Here is a 14432-nt window from a genome sequence, read left to right as displayed (position 1 = left end):
TTCTTTATTATTGAGAATGAATCCCTTTCTCAATAAGCACAATAAAAGCAACGCATCATTCACGTGAACAAAGAGAAGAGTAGGGAAGCGATGAAAAAAAGATATTTGGTTGTGGCCCTGATTCTGCTATCAATGGTATCCCTGTTTATCGGCGTGAAGGACATTTCGCCCCTGGAGCTGTTCAATCTCAGCGACGACAAGGTTCAGGTGATGTGGATCAGCCGGATTCCCCGCCTGATTAGCATCATCATCGCCGGTATCAGCATGAGTGTGGTCGGCCTCATCATGCAGCAACTGACCCGCAATAAATTCGTCTCGCCTACGACGGCGGGGACCGAAGATTCTGTCCGCTTCGGGATTCTCGTCTCCTTGCTTGTGTTTGTCGACGCCTCTGTATGGGTGAAGCTGCTCGTGGCATTCGTTTTCGCTCTGCTCGGAACGTTTGTCTTCATGAAAATTCTCGACAGAGTGAAGTACAAGGACTCGATCTTCATTCCGCTGGTCGGGCTAATGTTCGGGAATATCGTCGGGTCGATCACGACGTTTTTCGCCTACAAGCACGACCTGATCCAGAACATGTCGTCCTGGTTGCACGGCGATTTTTCCTCCATCATGAGGGGCAACTACGAGCTTCTATACATAAGCATTCCGCTGGTCGTCATTGCGTACCTGTTTGCCAACAAGTTTACGATCGCAGGGATGGGCGAGGAATTTGCCATCAACCTCGGGCTGAATTACAAGCAGGTCGTCAATATCGGGCTGGCGATTGTCGCGATGGTTTCGTCCGTCGTCATCCTCACAGTGGGAACGATCCCGTTTTTAGGGCTTATTATTCCTAATATTGTGACGCTTTATCTCGGTGACAACCTGAAAAAAAGCTTGGCCCATACCGCCTTGCTGGGCGCGGTGTTCGTCCTCTGCTGCGATATTTTGGGACGCCTCATCATCTTCCCGTACGAAATTTCGATCGGTTTGATGGTCGGGGTAGTGGGCAGCAGTATATTCGTGTACTTACTCATGAGAAGAAAGGCATATGAACGATGAAAGCTAAGATTGGTGGCATGGCGATAGTCGCCGTTGCTCTGATAGCCGTATTCATGCTGATTGACGCTGGAGGCAACTGGGATTACGTGCTTCCCCGGCGGGCGAAAAAAATTCTCGCCATCATCTTGACCGGGTGCATCATCGCATTCTCGACAATGGTCTTCCAGACGATTACCAACAACCGCATCTTGACGCCCAGCATCATCGGCCTTGATTCCCTTTACATGTTCATTCAGACGTTCGTCATTTTCGTGTTTGGCTCTACGCACATGACGATCATGAACAAAAATGTCAACTTTCTCATCTCGACAGGCTTGATGGTTTTGTTTGCCGGCGTGCTGTACAAATTCCTGTTTAAACGGGAAGGCCAAAACATCTACTTCCTGCTGTTGATCGGGCTGATCTTCGGCACGCTGTTCGGCAGTCTGTCGACGTTCATGCAAGTGTTGATCGACCCGAATGAATTTCAGATCGTACAGGATAAAATGTTCGCCAGCTTCAACAACGTGAACACAGACCTGCTGATTCTCAGCTTTGTGCTGGTGATCGCGATCGGGATCTACTTCTGGCGCTACACCAAATATTTGGATGTGCTGTCGCTGGGACGCGATCAGGCGATCAACCTGGGGATTCCTTACGATTTTGTCGTCAAGCGCTTCCTGATCGTGATTGCGATTCTGGTGTCGATTGCGACCGCATTGGTTGGACCGATCACCTTCCTGGGGCTTCTGGTGGCGAACCTGGCTCATCAGTTCATGAAGACGTATCAGCACAAGTATTTGCTGGCAGGCTCGGCGTTAATCAGCGTCGTGGCGCTGGTAGGCGGTCTGTTGGTCGTAGAGCGCGTGTTCACGTTCTCGACGACGCTCAGTGTGATCGTCAACTTTATCGGTGGGGTTTACTTCATCTATCTTCTGTTAAAGGAGAATAAAGCGTGATAGAAGTCCGTAACGTCTCAAAACAGTATGGGAACAAAAACGTCGTGGAAAACGTCTCGGTGAAGATTGCCAAGGGAAAAATCACGTCTTTTATCGGGCCGAACGGAGCCGGAAAAAGTACGCTTTTGTCCATGGTCAGCCGTTTGTTGACGAAGGACCAGGGCGAGGTATTGATTGAGGGGCAAGAGATCGGCCAGTACAAAAGCAACGACCTGGCGAAAAAGATTTCGATTCTCAAGCAGTCCAACCACATCACCGTTCGCCTGACGATCCGCGAGCTGGTCAGCTTCGGGCGCTTCCCGTACTCGCAAGGCAACCTGACCAAAGAGGACTGGAAGTATGTAGACGAAGCGATCCGTTACCTGGAGCTTACGGACATTCAGCACAAATACCTCGACCAGTTGAGCGGCGGGCAGCGGCAGCGGGCGTACATCGCCATGGTTGTCGCGCAAAACACGGAGTATGTGCTTCTCGATGAGCCGCTGAACAATTTGGACATGAAGCATTCGGTCCAGATCATGAAGGTGCTGCGCCGCCTGGTGGACGAGATGGGCAAAACCGTCGTGATCGTCATTCACGATATCAATTTTGCTTCCTGCTACTCGGACTATATCGTGGCGCTCAAGGATGGCAAGGTCGTGAAGGAAGGCACTACCGACGAGATCATCGACCCGCAAACCTTGAAGGATGTGTACGATATGGACATCCACATCGAGGACATCGACCAAAACAAAATATGCGTATATTTCGCGTAACGCTTTTCTTCCCTTCGATAAAATTATTTTGATGGCATGCAAGGGGGTTCATCAGCAAGCTATCAATAATTTTATATATATTAAAAAACTTATAGAGGTGAGAGAAATGAACAAAAAAATCCTTGTGCTGTTCATGGCCGTACTGTTGGCAGTCTTTACAGCGGCATGCGGTTCCGGCTCCAATAGTGCAGCTCCTTCCCAAACGCCAGAGGCTTCCAACGGCGCCGCGAAGGAATCCGAAGAAATCACGATCAAACATAAATTGGGCGAGGCAAAACTGAAGAAGAACCCGCAAAACGTAGTAGTCTTTGACTACGGTGTACTCGATTCCCTGGACAAACTGGGCATTGAAGTGAAAGGGGTAGCGCAATCCAGCATTCCTCCTTACCTGGAGAAGTTCAAGGACGCGAAATACACCAACATCGGCAGCCTGAAAGAGCCTGACTTTGAAAAAATCAACGCGATGAAACCGGATGTAATCTTCATCTCCGGCCGTCAGCAAGACGCTTATGAAGAACTGAACAAAATCGCCCCAACCATCTTCCTGGGTGTAGATACGACCAAGTACATGGAGTCCTTCACCGAGAACATGAAAACTCTCGGCACTATCTTCGGCAAAGAAGCGCAAGTAGACGAAGAACTGGCAAAAATCAACGACTCTATCAAGCAACTGAATGAAAAAGCGACTGCAAGCGGCAAAAACGCGCTGATCGTTCTGGTGAACGAAGGCAAGCTGAGCGCTTACGGTCCTGGTTCCCGCTTCGGCATTTTGCATGACGTATTTGGCTTTGCTGCTGTAGACAAAAACATTGAAGTTTCAACACACGGTCAAAGCGTATCGGCTGAGTACGTGGCAGAGAAAGACCCTGACTACCTGTTTGTCGTAGACCGCGGCGTAATCTCCGGAAACCAAGGCGTTTCTGCTGCAGCAAAAGAAGCGGTAGAAAACGACCTGGTGAAAAACACCAAAGCGTTCAAAAACGGCAACATCATTTACCTGGATGCCAACTACTGGTACCTGTCCGGTGGCGGACTGGTGTCTACAGCGAACATGGCTGATGAAATCCTGAAAGACATCAAGTGGTAATCAAACCTCGTTGACAGATAGGCAGCAGCCCGGGGCAGATCAAGCCCCGGGCTGCTTGCTTGTTTTTCTTTGCACCAAAAAAGCCATTCTCCTTTTGGCCGATCAGGAGAATGGCTTGTGCTGTCGATGATAGAGAAAATTAACGAGTGCCGACCAGCTTGCGTTCTTCTTCTTGCACCGCTTGGGCGGCTGATTGAACTGGGCTGGATGCAGGTTGCTTGTTTTCAACGGCATGGCTCAGCTCGTAAGGGAGGCAAAGCGGCACGCCTGTGCGCGGGTCGGTCAAAATGTCCGCTTCGATGTTGAATACTTTGCGCAGCATCTCGGGAGTCATGACTTCTGCCGGAGTACCTTCTGCCATGACGGTGCCGCGAGAGATCGCCACCATGTGCTGGGCGTAGCGTGTCGCATGGTTCAAATCGTGGACGACCATGACGATCGTGCGGTTTTCTTCCTCGTTCAGCTTTTGCAGCAGCTTGAGCACTTCCAACTGGTGTGCCATGTCGAGGAAGGTGGTCGGCTCATCCAGGAACAGAATGTCGGTCCCTTGCGCCAAAGCCATGGCGATCCAGGCGCGCTGGCGTTGACCGCCGGAGAGCTGGTCTACAGGACGGTCGTAGAAGTCGACCATACCCGTCATGGAAATGGCCCATTGGACGATTTCCTTATCTTCTTTGGTCAGGGAGCCGAAGCCTTTTTGATGCGGGAAGCGGCCGTAGGTAACAAGCTCAGACACGGTCAATCCATCGGGAGCAGTTGGGTTCTGCGGAAGAATCGCCAGTTGCTTGGCGACTTCTTTGGTCGACTGCTGATGGATAGACTTCCCGTCCAGAAACACCTGTCCGCCTGACGGCTTCATGATTCGGGCCAATGTTTTGAGGATAGTCGATTTGCCCGAGCCGTTTGCGCCGACCAGCGCGGTGATTTTGCCGGAAGGGATGCTGATATTCAGGTCTTTGACAATGGAAAGCTCGCCGTAACCGATGTCCAGCTTTTGCGTGTATAAGCGTTCCACAATAGGCCAACTCCTTTATAGGAAAGTATGTACATGTATGAGTAAAAGCAGACAATGATAATCATTTTCATTAAAGTATATAACGGAATGCAGGCAATTTCAATACTTGATCGCTTGATCGCGTGCAATCGAGGCATGAGAAAAGCCAACCTGCTCTCTAGTGTGAGCAAATTGGCTTGGGAATAACAAGCTTATGAAAATAGGCGACTAGCTTTGGTACGTGATGTGGGCGATGATGCCTTCCTCGTCATCCAGTACCAGCTCGATACCCGCAGAGTACGGGTTGCGTTGCATTTGCGTCTCCAGATAGAAGCGGATGGCTTCGATCAGGTTGATCTCGACGAACACCTGCTTGCGACCGTTGGCGTAAACTTCAGCGGAAAAGCCGTAGTCTTCGTCCCACATCAGCTCAACTTCTACGTCTTGCGGCTGAACTTGCTTTTTGCTCGCCACATGCAGGCAGATGGCGTTGATGAGCATTTGCTCCGAAAATGTTATCTTTTCCATGCGTTCAGTTCCTGTTTCTTCGCGCGTTGCGTTTTGAAGTAGACGAAGATTTTGCGGATCAGGACGATCACAGCCACAATCGCCAGCATGTTAATCAGGAAGCCGAAGATTGCGCCCAAAGCTCCCATGTCGCCAAACAGGCTACCGAACAGCAATCCAGCCAGTCCACCGACGAGAAGGCCTTTCATGAAGCCGCCGCTGCTTTTGGTCGGAGCAGCAGTTGCCGGTGTATTGGTTGTCGTGCTTTTATTGGTAGAGGCATTTACATTCGAATCGGCTTTGGTTGGAGTTTGCGTGTTCGTTGGAGCTGTATTGGAATTGAACGACTTTTTGCCAGACTTGTAGCCTTTTGCATCGGCGTGATCTGTGAATCCGCCAGGAGCGAGTACGAGCATAACGGCGACCAACAGCATGATGAGTTTTTTCATGTGATTTGAGTAGCCCCTCTCTATTCATTGAGTTACATATAAGTGTACATGAATATTTGGAGCTTTTCCACCAAACATTCGGTGAACATTGCTGGATGGAAGAAGAAAACAAAACGAAAGCCCCTGACGTGCAGCAGCAGCCAAGGGCTTTCTCGCTATGCGCTTTTTTTCAGTTTGCGAGCCGCCCAGTTGCCGAGCGACTGGATCAGTTGCACCAAAACGACGAGGATGATGACGGTAATTATCATGACCTCGATATCCCATTGCTGGTAGCCGTAGCGCAGCGCCAGATCGCCCAGCCCGCCCGCTCCGACGGCTCCGGCCATCGCGGTCGCGCCGATCAGGCCGATGGTGGCAATCGTCAGGCAGAGCACGATGCCCGGTCTTGCCTCGCGCAGCATGATGCGAAAAATAATTTGTCGGCGCGAGGCTCCCATGGCCTGGTACGCCTCGATGACGCCGCGGTCCACGTCGTGCAGCGCCGTCTCCATCAAGCGGGAAATATAAGGAGCCGTGTAGACGATCAACGGGACGATGGCGCCCTCGATGCCGATGGAGGTACCGACGATCAGCTCGGTGAACGGGATGATCGCGACCATCAGGATGATAAAAGGCAGCGAGCGCACGATGTTGATGATCGTATTGAGTGCGTGGTAGATGAATTTGTTCGGAAACAGATGGTTGCCCTGGGTAACGACGAGAAGAATCCCCAGCGGAATGCCGATGAGCGTCGCAATGAACAGCGCGATGCCCACCATGATGACAGTTTCCTGCAAGGACTGTCCGAAGACAGGAATCATTTCAGTAAGGCGGTCCATGAGTGCGTGCCCTCCTCTCGTTCGACGATGTCCACTCTGTAAACCGATTCGCGCAGAAAAGCAATGCCGTCCTCAATCGCCCGTTCCTCCCCGGAGATATGCAGCAGCAGAATGCCCAGCGCCGTTCCTTTAATGGAAGTAATCGAGCCGTACAGCAAGTTGGTGCTGACCGGAAAACGCGCGGACAGCGTGCCGAGCACCGGATCGAGCGCGGCATCCCCGCGAAAAGCTACGCGAAGTATTTTCGAGACAGGCCCGGACGGCTTGATTTTGGCCAAAATTTCACCCGGCACTTCATCGTCAAAAATCGTCTTGATGAAATTGCGCGTCGTCTGCTGCTGCGGATTGCTGAAAATATCAAGCACAGTCCCTTGCTCGATGATGACGCCGTTTTCCATGATCGCGACCTGGTCGCATATTTTTTTGATAACCTGCATTTCGTGGGTAATCAGCACGATTGTCAGATTGAACTTGCGGTTAATGTCGAGCAAAAGCTCCAAGATCGATTCGGTCGTCTGCGGGTCGAGAGCAGATGTCGCTTCGTCGCACAGCAAAATTTCCGGATCGGTGGCGAGTGCCCGGGCAATGCCTACCCGTTGCTTTTGCCCGCCGGACAGTTGGGAAGGATAGGCGTTTGCCTTGTCCGCCAGACCGACGAGGCGCAGCAAGTCTTCTACCTTGCGCTTGATAACGTCCTTTGGCACTCGGTTCATCCGCAATATTTCCGCCACGTTGTCAAAGACGTTGTAGGAGGAAAGCAGATTGAAGTGCTGAAAAATAATGCCGATCTTTTTGCGCGCCTGGCGCAGCTCTTTTTCCTTCAGCTCAAGCAGATTTTGCCCGTTGACGACTACGGAGCCGCTCGTCGGCTTTTCCAACAGGTTGATCGTGCGGAGCAGGGTACTTTTCCCCGCTCCGCTAAAGCCGATCACGCCGTAGATTTGCCCTTTTTCCACGTTCAGAGATACGCCCTTCAAGGCTTCGACCTGCCTGGCTCCTACCTTGTACGTTTTATGAATATCAGTTAGCTGTATCATCACGAGTGTCTCCTTGTTGTCGGTTGTTCCCGGCATGTTTTTACCAGGACGGCAGCACGGCTCCTTCAAAGTGTTCGTCGATAAACTTCTTCACTTCTTCCGAGCGGTAGATGTCCACGAGCTTTTTGTAGGTCGGGTTGTCTTTGTCTGCTTCTCTGACGGCGATGATGTTGACGTAAGGAGAATCAGACGTTTCCGAGAAGATCGCGTCTTTTTTCGGCGAATAGCCTGCTTCCATGGCGAAGTTGGTGTTGATCGAAGCGACTTCCACGTTGCCGAGCGAGCGAGCCAAAAACGCTGCCTCCAGCTCCTTGAATTGCAGTTTTTTCGGATTTTCCACGATGTCCAGCGGAGTCGCGTTGTCTTTCACGCCGTCTTTGAGCTTGATAAGTCCGGCAGCCTGGTAGAGCAACAGAGCGCGGGCGCGGTTCGTCGGGTCGTTTTGGATGCCGACCACGCCGCCTTCCGGGATGTCCTCTACTTTTTTATGCTTGGTGGAGTAGAGCCCCATCGGGAAGGTTACGCCTTTGCCGATCTCGACGATTTTGGTTTTGTGGTCCTGATTGAACTTGGCCAGGAACGGGATGGTCTGGAAGCTGTTCATATCGAGATTGCCTTTATCGAGAGCCTGGTTCGGTTGCACATAGTCGTTGAACACGACCAGCTCCACGTCGATTCCTTGGCCTTTGGCGACTTCTTTTACTTTGTTGAAAATTTCTTCGTGAGGGCCGCCTGTCACGCCGACCTTGATTTTGGTTTGCTGTTCAGCAGCAGCTCCACCGTTTGCGGGAGCCGCTTCCTGTTTGCCGCCGCACGCCGTAACGAGAGAAGCAGCTAGCAGAAGCGAAGTGAGAAATAAGCCTGTCTTTTTCATGAAAATTCCCCTTTTCTTTGGTGTTTGTATATCTTGAAAATAGTAACCGGGAAAACAAAAAGCCTCTTCCGCTAAGAAGAGGCTTGTAACTGCGCATGCAACATTCACAGTGGTCAATGCCTCTCTTATCTGTCGGAATTGATTTCCGCTGGATTTGGCACCATATCGGTGGGATAGGTTGCCGAGGTGTCATAGGGCCAGTCCCTCGACCTCTCTTTATAAGAGAAGTGGCTTATGAAATTCGGTCAAAGCAAATTGCCTACAATTCATATTAGGTTAGTTGGATTATAGCTTGCCGATTTCGACCTGTCAATTGTTTTTCCGAACGAATTTTTGACTGAAAAATGTAAAAATGATCTAAATACGAATGTTTGCTTGCTCTAGCCAGAAATCATATGTATAATGGGAGCAACGAATCCGATAACAGCTCTCGCGGGTGATGTCATGAGTTTAACAGACACGAATGAAACGAGAAAAAAGCTGTCTGCCATTTATAATGAGATAGCGAAAGAGTTGTTCGGATTTGGAACGACTTTGCTGAGAGTGACCATTGAGAATCAGTTGATTACCTTCCACGCCAAGCATCGCCGTTCACCGCGCTCTGCCGCGCTTGAAGGCGAAGCCCCGGCCCTGAAGCTCGAAGTCGATTTTCGCATGTCTCTTCTTTATAAGAGGAAACTGAAAGAACGGCTGGAAGAAGAGATGGGTCTGAAGCTGGAAGCTGTGCTAAGAGACTATGATGCGCCTACGCAGTGGGCGATCACGAATGTGATTGTGAGCGGCTCGGAAAATTAAATACTTGCCCCATTCGTTCGGATTTTCCCTTTTGATTTATCTCAAGGGAAGACCGTGAAAATGGTGTGAAACGGGTGTCGCTTCTCTTTGTTTACGAAGAAAAGTGCTCTTGTTTAGAATGTATCGTTCTATTCAAGGGTGCTTTTCTTTTTTCTTTTTCAGCTTCTCAACGCTTTGCAAAGGGGGTGGTTGATGAATAAAATCACCGAACGAGGGAAACAGTAGGGGGTTTCACGACACGCAGTATAAAAACGAGAAAACACTTCATTCTATGAGATGGAATCATTCGTCATTTATAAGCCGAACGGGAGGAACATTACGATGAAAAAAATGCTGACAGGAATACTTTCTGCTTCCATGCTGTCTCTGGTGCTTGCAGGCTGCGGCAGCAGCGACAAACCGCAGGAGGGAGCAGCAGGCGAAGCTGCCAAAGGCGAGCCGCAAAAGCTGGTAATCTCTACATGGGGCTTTTCTGAAGACTTTTTCCGCAAAGAAATCTACGAACCATTTGAAAAAGAGCACAACGTGAAAATCGTGCTCGAAATCGGAAACAACGCCGAGCGTCTGAACAAAATCCGCCAAGGCAGTTCCGACGTCGATCTGATCTATCTCTCCGACTACTATGCGCAGCAAGGAATCGACAGCGGCGTATTTGAAAAAATCGACCGCAGTCGCATTCCGAACCTGAACCAGATTTACGATATCGCCAAAGCGCCGCTGGGCGAGGACTACGGTCCAGCCTACACGATCGGACAATTCGGGATTGCCTACAATCCGAAGCTGGTCACAACCGAGATCAAAGATTGGAAAGACCTGTGGAGCCCTGAGTTGGCAGGCAAGCTGACACTGCCGAACATCACGTCCACCACAGGCCCGATGATTCTCGACAGCGCTTCGATGGTAGCAGGTAGCGCAGAGTTTAACGAAGACCAGGCGTTTGCAAAAATGAAAGAAGCGAATAAAGGCGTTGTGAAGTATTACGACAAAACTTCCGAGTACGTGAACATGTTCAGCCAGGAAGAAATCGCAGTGGGTCCGATCATGGAAATGTACTTCAAAGACATCCAGGCAGCCGTGCCAGAAGCGGTATTCGTCGCTCCGGCAAGCGGTGGCTACGCCGTAATGAACACCGTCAACATCGTCAAAGGCAGCAAAAACAAGCAACTGGCCGAGGACTTCATCAACTATCAGTTGAGCAAGGAAGTTCAGGAGAAAACAGCGAAAGCAAAAGTAGACTCTCCTGTAAACACGTCTGTGGAGCTGACAGCCGAAGAAGCAAAAGGCGTGACTTACGGCGAAGAGACAGTGAACAAGCTGCGCAAGCTGGACATGAAGTTCGTCAACGAGCATTCCAAGGCGTGGATTGATCGCTGGAACCGCGAAATTACCCAATAACAAGCGCTTGAAACAGGACAAGGGTATAGACGTCAGGCGGATATACCCTTGTTTGTTTCAACTGAAGGAGGACCACTCGTGGAGCAAAAAATCATTCTTGATGTCGATACCGGAATTGATGACGCGCTGGGAATTATTTTGGCTATCAAGAGCGGTCAATGTGAATTGATCGGAATCACTACCGTAAACGGCAACGTATCCCTTGGCAAAGCGACAGAAAATACGTGCAAAATTCTCGATTTCCTGCAAGTGGGAGCAACGATTCCTGTCGTACGCGGAGCCTCCCAGCCGCTTTTTCGTCCGTTGTTTTTCGAGCATCGCATTCATGGCGAGGACGGGCTTGGCGGGGCACTGCGGGATGCGGAGGTGCTGACGCAGCCGCGGGAAGGCTTTGCGCCTGATTTCATTTGCGAGCAAGTGCTGGCTCGTCCCGGGCAAGTCACGCTTGTCATGACAGGGCCGCTGACGAATCTGGCCTTGGCTGTCAGAAGGTGCCCCGAGCTGGTCAAGCAGGTGAAGGAAGTCATTTTTATGGGCGGGGTATTGACCGAGCACGGAAATGTGACCCCGGTGGCGGAGTACAACATGTACGTCGATCCGGAAGCAGCCAAGGTAGTGTTTCACGCCGGATTTCCGCAATTGACATTGGTCGGGCTGGATGTCACACGACGAGTCCTGCTTACCGAAGAACATATCAAGGAACTGGGCGATACGCCCATCGGCCGCTACGTGAAGCAAAGCACGTCCGATTACCTGGACCGCTACTTTGAACGCAACGGCGTGCGCGCCTGCGCCATGCACGATCCGCTGGCTGTTGCGGTCGCGCTCGACCGCTCGCTGGTGACGACGAAGAAGCTGTACGTCGATATCGAAACGAAAAGCGAGCTTTGTGACGGGCAAACGGTTTGCGACTTTCAGAACCGCCTGAAAAAAGAACCCAACATGAACGTCTGTCTGGACGTAGATGCAGATGCGTTCTTTGCGCGTTTTCTCGGCGCATTGAAAGCCTGACGATACCGTGAACAGGAGTTAATTGAATGAGAAAAAAGGGTCTTTATTTATTGCTGCTGCCTGGTGTGCTGTTTTTGACGCTGTTCATGGTCATTCCGATCGTGCTGACGATTGCGTCCACGTTTTTCCATGAAGGAAGCTTTACCCTGCAAGGCTACATGCAGTTTTTGACGGACAAGTATTTCATGAAAATTTTGCTGACGACGCTGCAGGTCAGTCTCGTCACGACCATTGCCTGCATCCTGCTCGGCTTTCCGGCTGCGTACTACATTTCCAAGTTAGGCCCGCGCAAAAAGGGGATTTTGCTGGCATTGGCGATTTTCCCACTGCTGACCAGCTCTGTCGTGCGCTCGTTTTCCTGGATGATTATTCTCGGCAAAAAAGGCTTGCTGAACAGCTCGCTGTTGTCGATCGGACTGATTGAAAAACCGCTGGAAATCTTGTACACCCCGACTGCGATGATGATCGGTCTGATCCATCTGTTCCTGCCGCTCATCATCATTACACTGGTGGGCGTGATGGAAAACATCGACCCGGATTTAATCAAAGCGGCCGAAAGCCTGGGCGCGTCCAAATTTACGGCGTTCCGCCAGGTGATTGTACCGCTTAGTGTGCCAGGGCTTATCATCGGCAGCATTCTCGTGTTTGTCGGCAGCCTGACCGCCTACACTACACCTGCGCTGCTGGGCGGGAAGCAACGCGTCATCTCGACGTTTCTCTACCAGAACGCGATTACGCTAAACGACTGGTACATGGCTTCGGTCATTGCCACGATCATGATCGTCATTACGTTTGTCGTCATTTCCTTCATGAACAAGCTGGCGACGAAACTAAATCCGAAGGGGTAGAAGCTATGCAGGAAAAAAATCGCGGGTTGGCCCTGTTTACCCTTCTCGTCTTTGCTTTTTTGCTCGGGCCGCTCATTATCATATCCTTTACATCGTTTGAGCCGGGGAGCGTCCTGAAATTCCCGCCGGAAGGCTTCTCCCTGCGCTGGTATGAAAACATCTTTAACGTAGAAATGTTCATGACGACGTTCCAGACGTCGATGCTCGTATCGTTACTGGGCAATCTGCTGGCGCTTTTGCTCGGGATTCCGGCGGCGTATGCGCTCAGCCGCTTCCAGTTTCGCGGCAAAGGGCTGTTGAACGGCATTTTCATCTCGCCTGTCCTGATTCCGGGAATTGTCATGGGCTTTGCCATGCTGAAATACGTCATTGTCGTCTATCATTTGCCGATTTACGCCGGGCTGCTCGTCGGCCATACGGTGCTGATGCTTCCTTTTATCATTCGCGTCATCGCGTCCAGCCTGTCCAACTTCGATTTCGCCATTGAAGAGGCGGCGCTCAGTCTCGGCGCTGGCCGGCTGGAGACGTTTTTCAAGGTCGTTTTGCCTAACATTCGCTCCGGAATTATTGCGGCGATTCTGATTGCTTTTCTGGAGTCTTTCAACAACGTCGATATCTCTGTGTTCATGACCGGACCGGGAGTAAGCACGCTGCCGATCCAGATGCTGACTTACGTGGAAAACAACTTCGATCCGACGATCGCTGCGATTTCTGTCGTGCTCATGATGATTACGGCTGTTCTCATGTTCATCATCGAACGATTGATGGGGCTTTCCTACTTTACAAAACGATAACGGAGGCATCAAACATATGGCATTGCTCACGCTGGAAAACGTATCGGTTGCCTATGACAATCAGTACATTTTGCAAAACTTCAATCTGAATATCGAGAAGGGCCAGCTCATCTCCTTGCTGGGGCCGAGCGGCTGCGGCAAAACGACGACGCTGCGCCTGATCGCGGGGTTTCTGGAAGCAAAGGACGGCCGCTTCCTGTTTGACGGCAAGGACTATACGCGGGTGCCGGTCAACAAGCGCAACTTCGGGTTTGTGTTTCAGAGCTACGCCTTGTTTCCGCACTTGTCCGTCTTCGACAACGTGGCGTTCGGCCTGCGTCTGCGCAAGGTGAATGAAGCAGAGGTCAAGCAGCGCGTCCTGCAAATTTTGGAGGTTGTCAGTCTTGGCGGTTTTGAAAAACGGTTCCCCAAGGAGCTGTCCGGCGGGCAAAGACAGCGCGTGGCGATTGCCCGTGCCCTGGTGATTCAGCCTGATCTGCTGTTGTTCGACGAACCGCTAAGCAACCTCGATGCGAACCTGCGGATCAACATGCGCGTGGAAATTCGCCGCATCCAGCAGGAGCTGGGCATTACGACAGTGTACGTGTCGCATGACCAGGAGGAGTGCTTCTCCATCTCCGACCAGGTGGCGATCATGAACAAAGGAATTATCGAGCAACTGGACGACCCGGCGACGATTTTCAAATATCCGAAGACCGAGTTTATCGCGCGGTTTATCGGCTTTACCAACTTCATCGACTTCGCCGAGCGCACGGAAGCGAACGGAGAGATCGGACTGCGCGTGGGCGGCCATCAGTTCGTAGCAGCCAAGCACCCTGGAACAGCAAGTCCTACCGGCAAAAAATGCGCGATGCGTCCGGACGATCTGCTGGTGACGACCGAAGAGGCCGATCAGCCAGGCATGAACCGTTTGCACGGCAGCGTCAAAGTCAGCACGTTTTTGGGCCGCAGCTATCAGTACGTCGTGGAAACAGAGCTGGGCGACTTTACCGTCAACCAGGAAATGGAGACCCCTTATCGGAGCGGCCAAAAGGTCAACCTGCTGTTCCCGAAAGACAAAGTGGTGCTCGTGGACTAAAGACAGGA

General features: G+C 51.2%; 16 protein-coding genes and 1 riboswitch. Of the genes, 10 read left to right on the top strand and 6 right to left on the bottom strand.

Translation table 11 applies throughout. The features are described 5' to 3' along the window. Nucleotides 1-90: 90 nt before the first annotated feature. The 4 genes from AC27IT_RS12415 (at nucleotide 91) to AC27IT_RS12400 (ending at nucleotide 3824) form a co-directional block, all read left to right on the top strand. Nucleotides 91-1044, top strand: coding sequence for an ABC transporter permease (locus AC27IT_RS12415; protein ID WP_238501119.1), 954 nt, complete (start codon nucleotides 91-93; stop codon nucleotides 1042-1044). Beyond that, nucleotides 1041-1982 carry an iron chelate uptake ABC transporter family permease subunit gene (locus tag AC27IT_RS12410; RefSeq protein WP_007778320.1) on the top strand — a complete coding sequence of 314 codons (942 nt, stop codon included), beginning with the start codon at nucleotides 1041-1043 and terminating at the stop codon, nucleotides 1980-1982. Before AC27IT_RS12415 ends, AC27IT_RS12410 begins: the two co-directional genes overlap by 4 nt. Beyond that, nucleotides 1979-2737, top strand: coding sequence for an iron ABC transporter ATP-binding protein (locus AC27IT_RS12405; protein WP_007778323.1), 759 nt, complete (start codon nucleotides 1979-1981; stop codon nucleotides 2735-2737). Before AC27IT_RS12410 ends, AC27IT_RS12405 begins: the two co-directional genes overlap by 4 nt. 106 nt (nucleotides 2738-2843) lie before the next feature. Then, nucleotides 2844-3824, top strand: coding sequence for a siderophore ABC transporter substrate-binding protein (locus tag AC27IT_RS12400; RefSeq protein WP_007778327.1), 981 nt, complete (start codon nucleotides 2844-2846; stop codon nucleotides 3822-3824). Between the two features lie 139 nt (nucleotides 3825-3963). Here AC27IT_RS12400 and AC27IT_RS12395 read toward each other — a convergent pair whose 3' ends face one another. The 6 genes from AC27IT_RS12395 to AC27IT_RS12370 form a co-directional block, all read right to left on the bottom strand. Next, a complete protein-coding gene (locus tag AC27IT_RS12395) occupies nucleotides 3964-4839 on the bottom strand; it encodes an ABC transporter ATP-binding protein (RefSeq protein WP_221842891.1) in 876 nt (291 codons plus the stop codon). Nucleotides 4840-5046: 207 nt separating this feature from the next. Continuing rightward, nucleotides 5047-5346 (bottom strand): YxcD family protein, encoded by a 300-nt coding sequence (locus AC27IT_RS12390; protein ID WP_005830153.1) that lies wholly within the window; start codon nucleotides 5344-5346, stop codon nucleotides 5047-5049. Beyond that, entirely contained in the window at nucleotides 5334-5774 is a 441-nt protein-coding gene (locus AC27IT_RS12385) for a hypothetical protein (protein ID WP_005830151.1), read from the bottom strand. Before AC27IT_RS12385 ends, AC27IT_RS12390 begins: the two co-directional genes overlap by 13 nt. 155 nt (nucleotides 5775-5929) lie before the next feature. Next, nucleotides 5930-6592 carry a methionine ABC transporter permease gene (locus AC27IT_RS12380; RefSeq protein ID WP_007778332.1) on the bottom strand — a complete coding sequence of 221 codons (663 nt, stop codon included), beginning with the start codon at nucleotides 6590-6592 and terminating at the stop codon, nucleotides 5930-5932. After that, nucleotides 6571-7629, bottom strand: coding sequence for a methionine ABC transporter ATP-binding protein (locus AC27IT_RS12375; protein ID WP_005830147.1), 1059 nt, complete (start codon nucleotides 7627-7629; stop codon nucleotides 6571-6573). The genes AC27IT_RS12380 and AC27IT_RS12375 overlap by 22 nt, the downstream gene beginning before the upstream one ends. 40 nt (nucleotides 7630-7669) lie before the next feature. Next, nucleotides 7670-8503, bottom strand: coding sequence for a MetQ/NlpA family ABC transporter substrate-binding protein (locus AC27IT_RS12370; protein WP_005830145.1), 834 nt, complete (start codon nucleotides 8501-8503; stop codon nucleotides 7670-7672). 122 nt (nucleotides 8504-8625) lie between these two features. Further along, a riboswitch (SAM riboswitch) is annotated at nucleotides 8626-8728 on the bottom strand. Between the two features lie 219 nt (nucleotides 8729-8947). On the opposite strand from AC27IT_RS12370, the gene AC27IT_RS12365 reads away from it, so the two are divergent. The 6 genes from AC27IT_RS12365 (at nucleotide 8948) to AC27IT_RS12340 (ending at nucleotide 14424) form a co-directional block, all read left to right on the top strand. Further along, on the top strand, nucleotides 8948-9298 hold the full coding sequence (locus AC27IT_RS12365; protein ID WP_025848092.1) for a hypothetical protein: 351 nt from the start codon (nucleotides 8948-8950) through the stop codon (nucleotides 9296-9298). A gap of 321 nt (nucleotides 9299-9619) precedes the next feature. Then, entirely contained in the window at nucleotides 9620-10693 is a 1074-nt protein-coding gene (locus AC27IT_RS12360; RefSeq protein ID WP_238501117.1) for an ABC transporter substrate-binding protein, read from the top strand. A 78-nt stretch (nucleotides 10694-10771) separates the two neighbouring features. Further along, on the top strand, nucleotides 10772-11704 hold the full coding sequence (locus AC27IT_RS12355) for a nucleoside hydrolase (RefSeq protein ID WP_025848090.1): 933 nt from the start codon (nucleotides 10772-10774) through the stop codon (nucleotides 11702-11704). A 26-nt stretch (nucleotides 11705-11730) separates the two neighbouring features. Then, the gene (locus tag AC27IT_RS12350) at nucleotides 11731-12552 is read left to right on the top strand and encodes an ABC transporter permease (protein ID WP_005830136.1); all 822 of its coding nucleotides are present in this window, start codon (nucleotides 11731-11733) and stop codon (nucleotides 12550-12552) included. A gap of 5 nt (nucleotides 12553-12557) precedes the next feature. Continuing rightward, nucleotides 12558-13346, top strand: a complete 789-nt coding sequence (locus tag AC27IT_RS12345; protein ID WP_005830134.1) for an ABC transporter permease — start codon at nucleotides 12558-12560, stop codon at nucleotides 13344-13346. A gap of 16 nt (nucleotides 13347-13362) precedes the next feature. After that, entirely contained in the window at nucleotides 13363-14424 is a 1062-nt protein-coding gene (locus AC27IT_RS12340; protein WP_005830132.1) for an ABC transporter ATP-binding protein, read from the top strand. Nucleotides 14425-14432: the final 8 nt, after the last annotated feature.

The organism is Brevibacillus sp. YAE8, from assembly GCF_057543335.1.
This window is presented reverse-complemented; position numbering and strand designations above follow the sequence as displayed.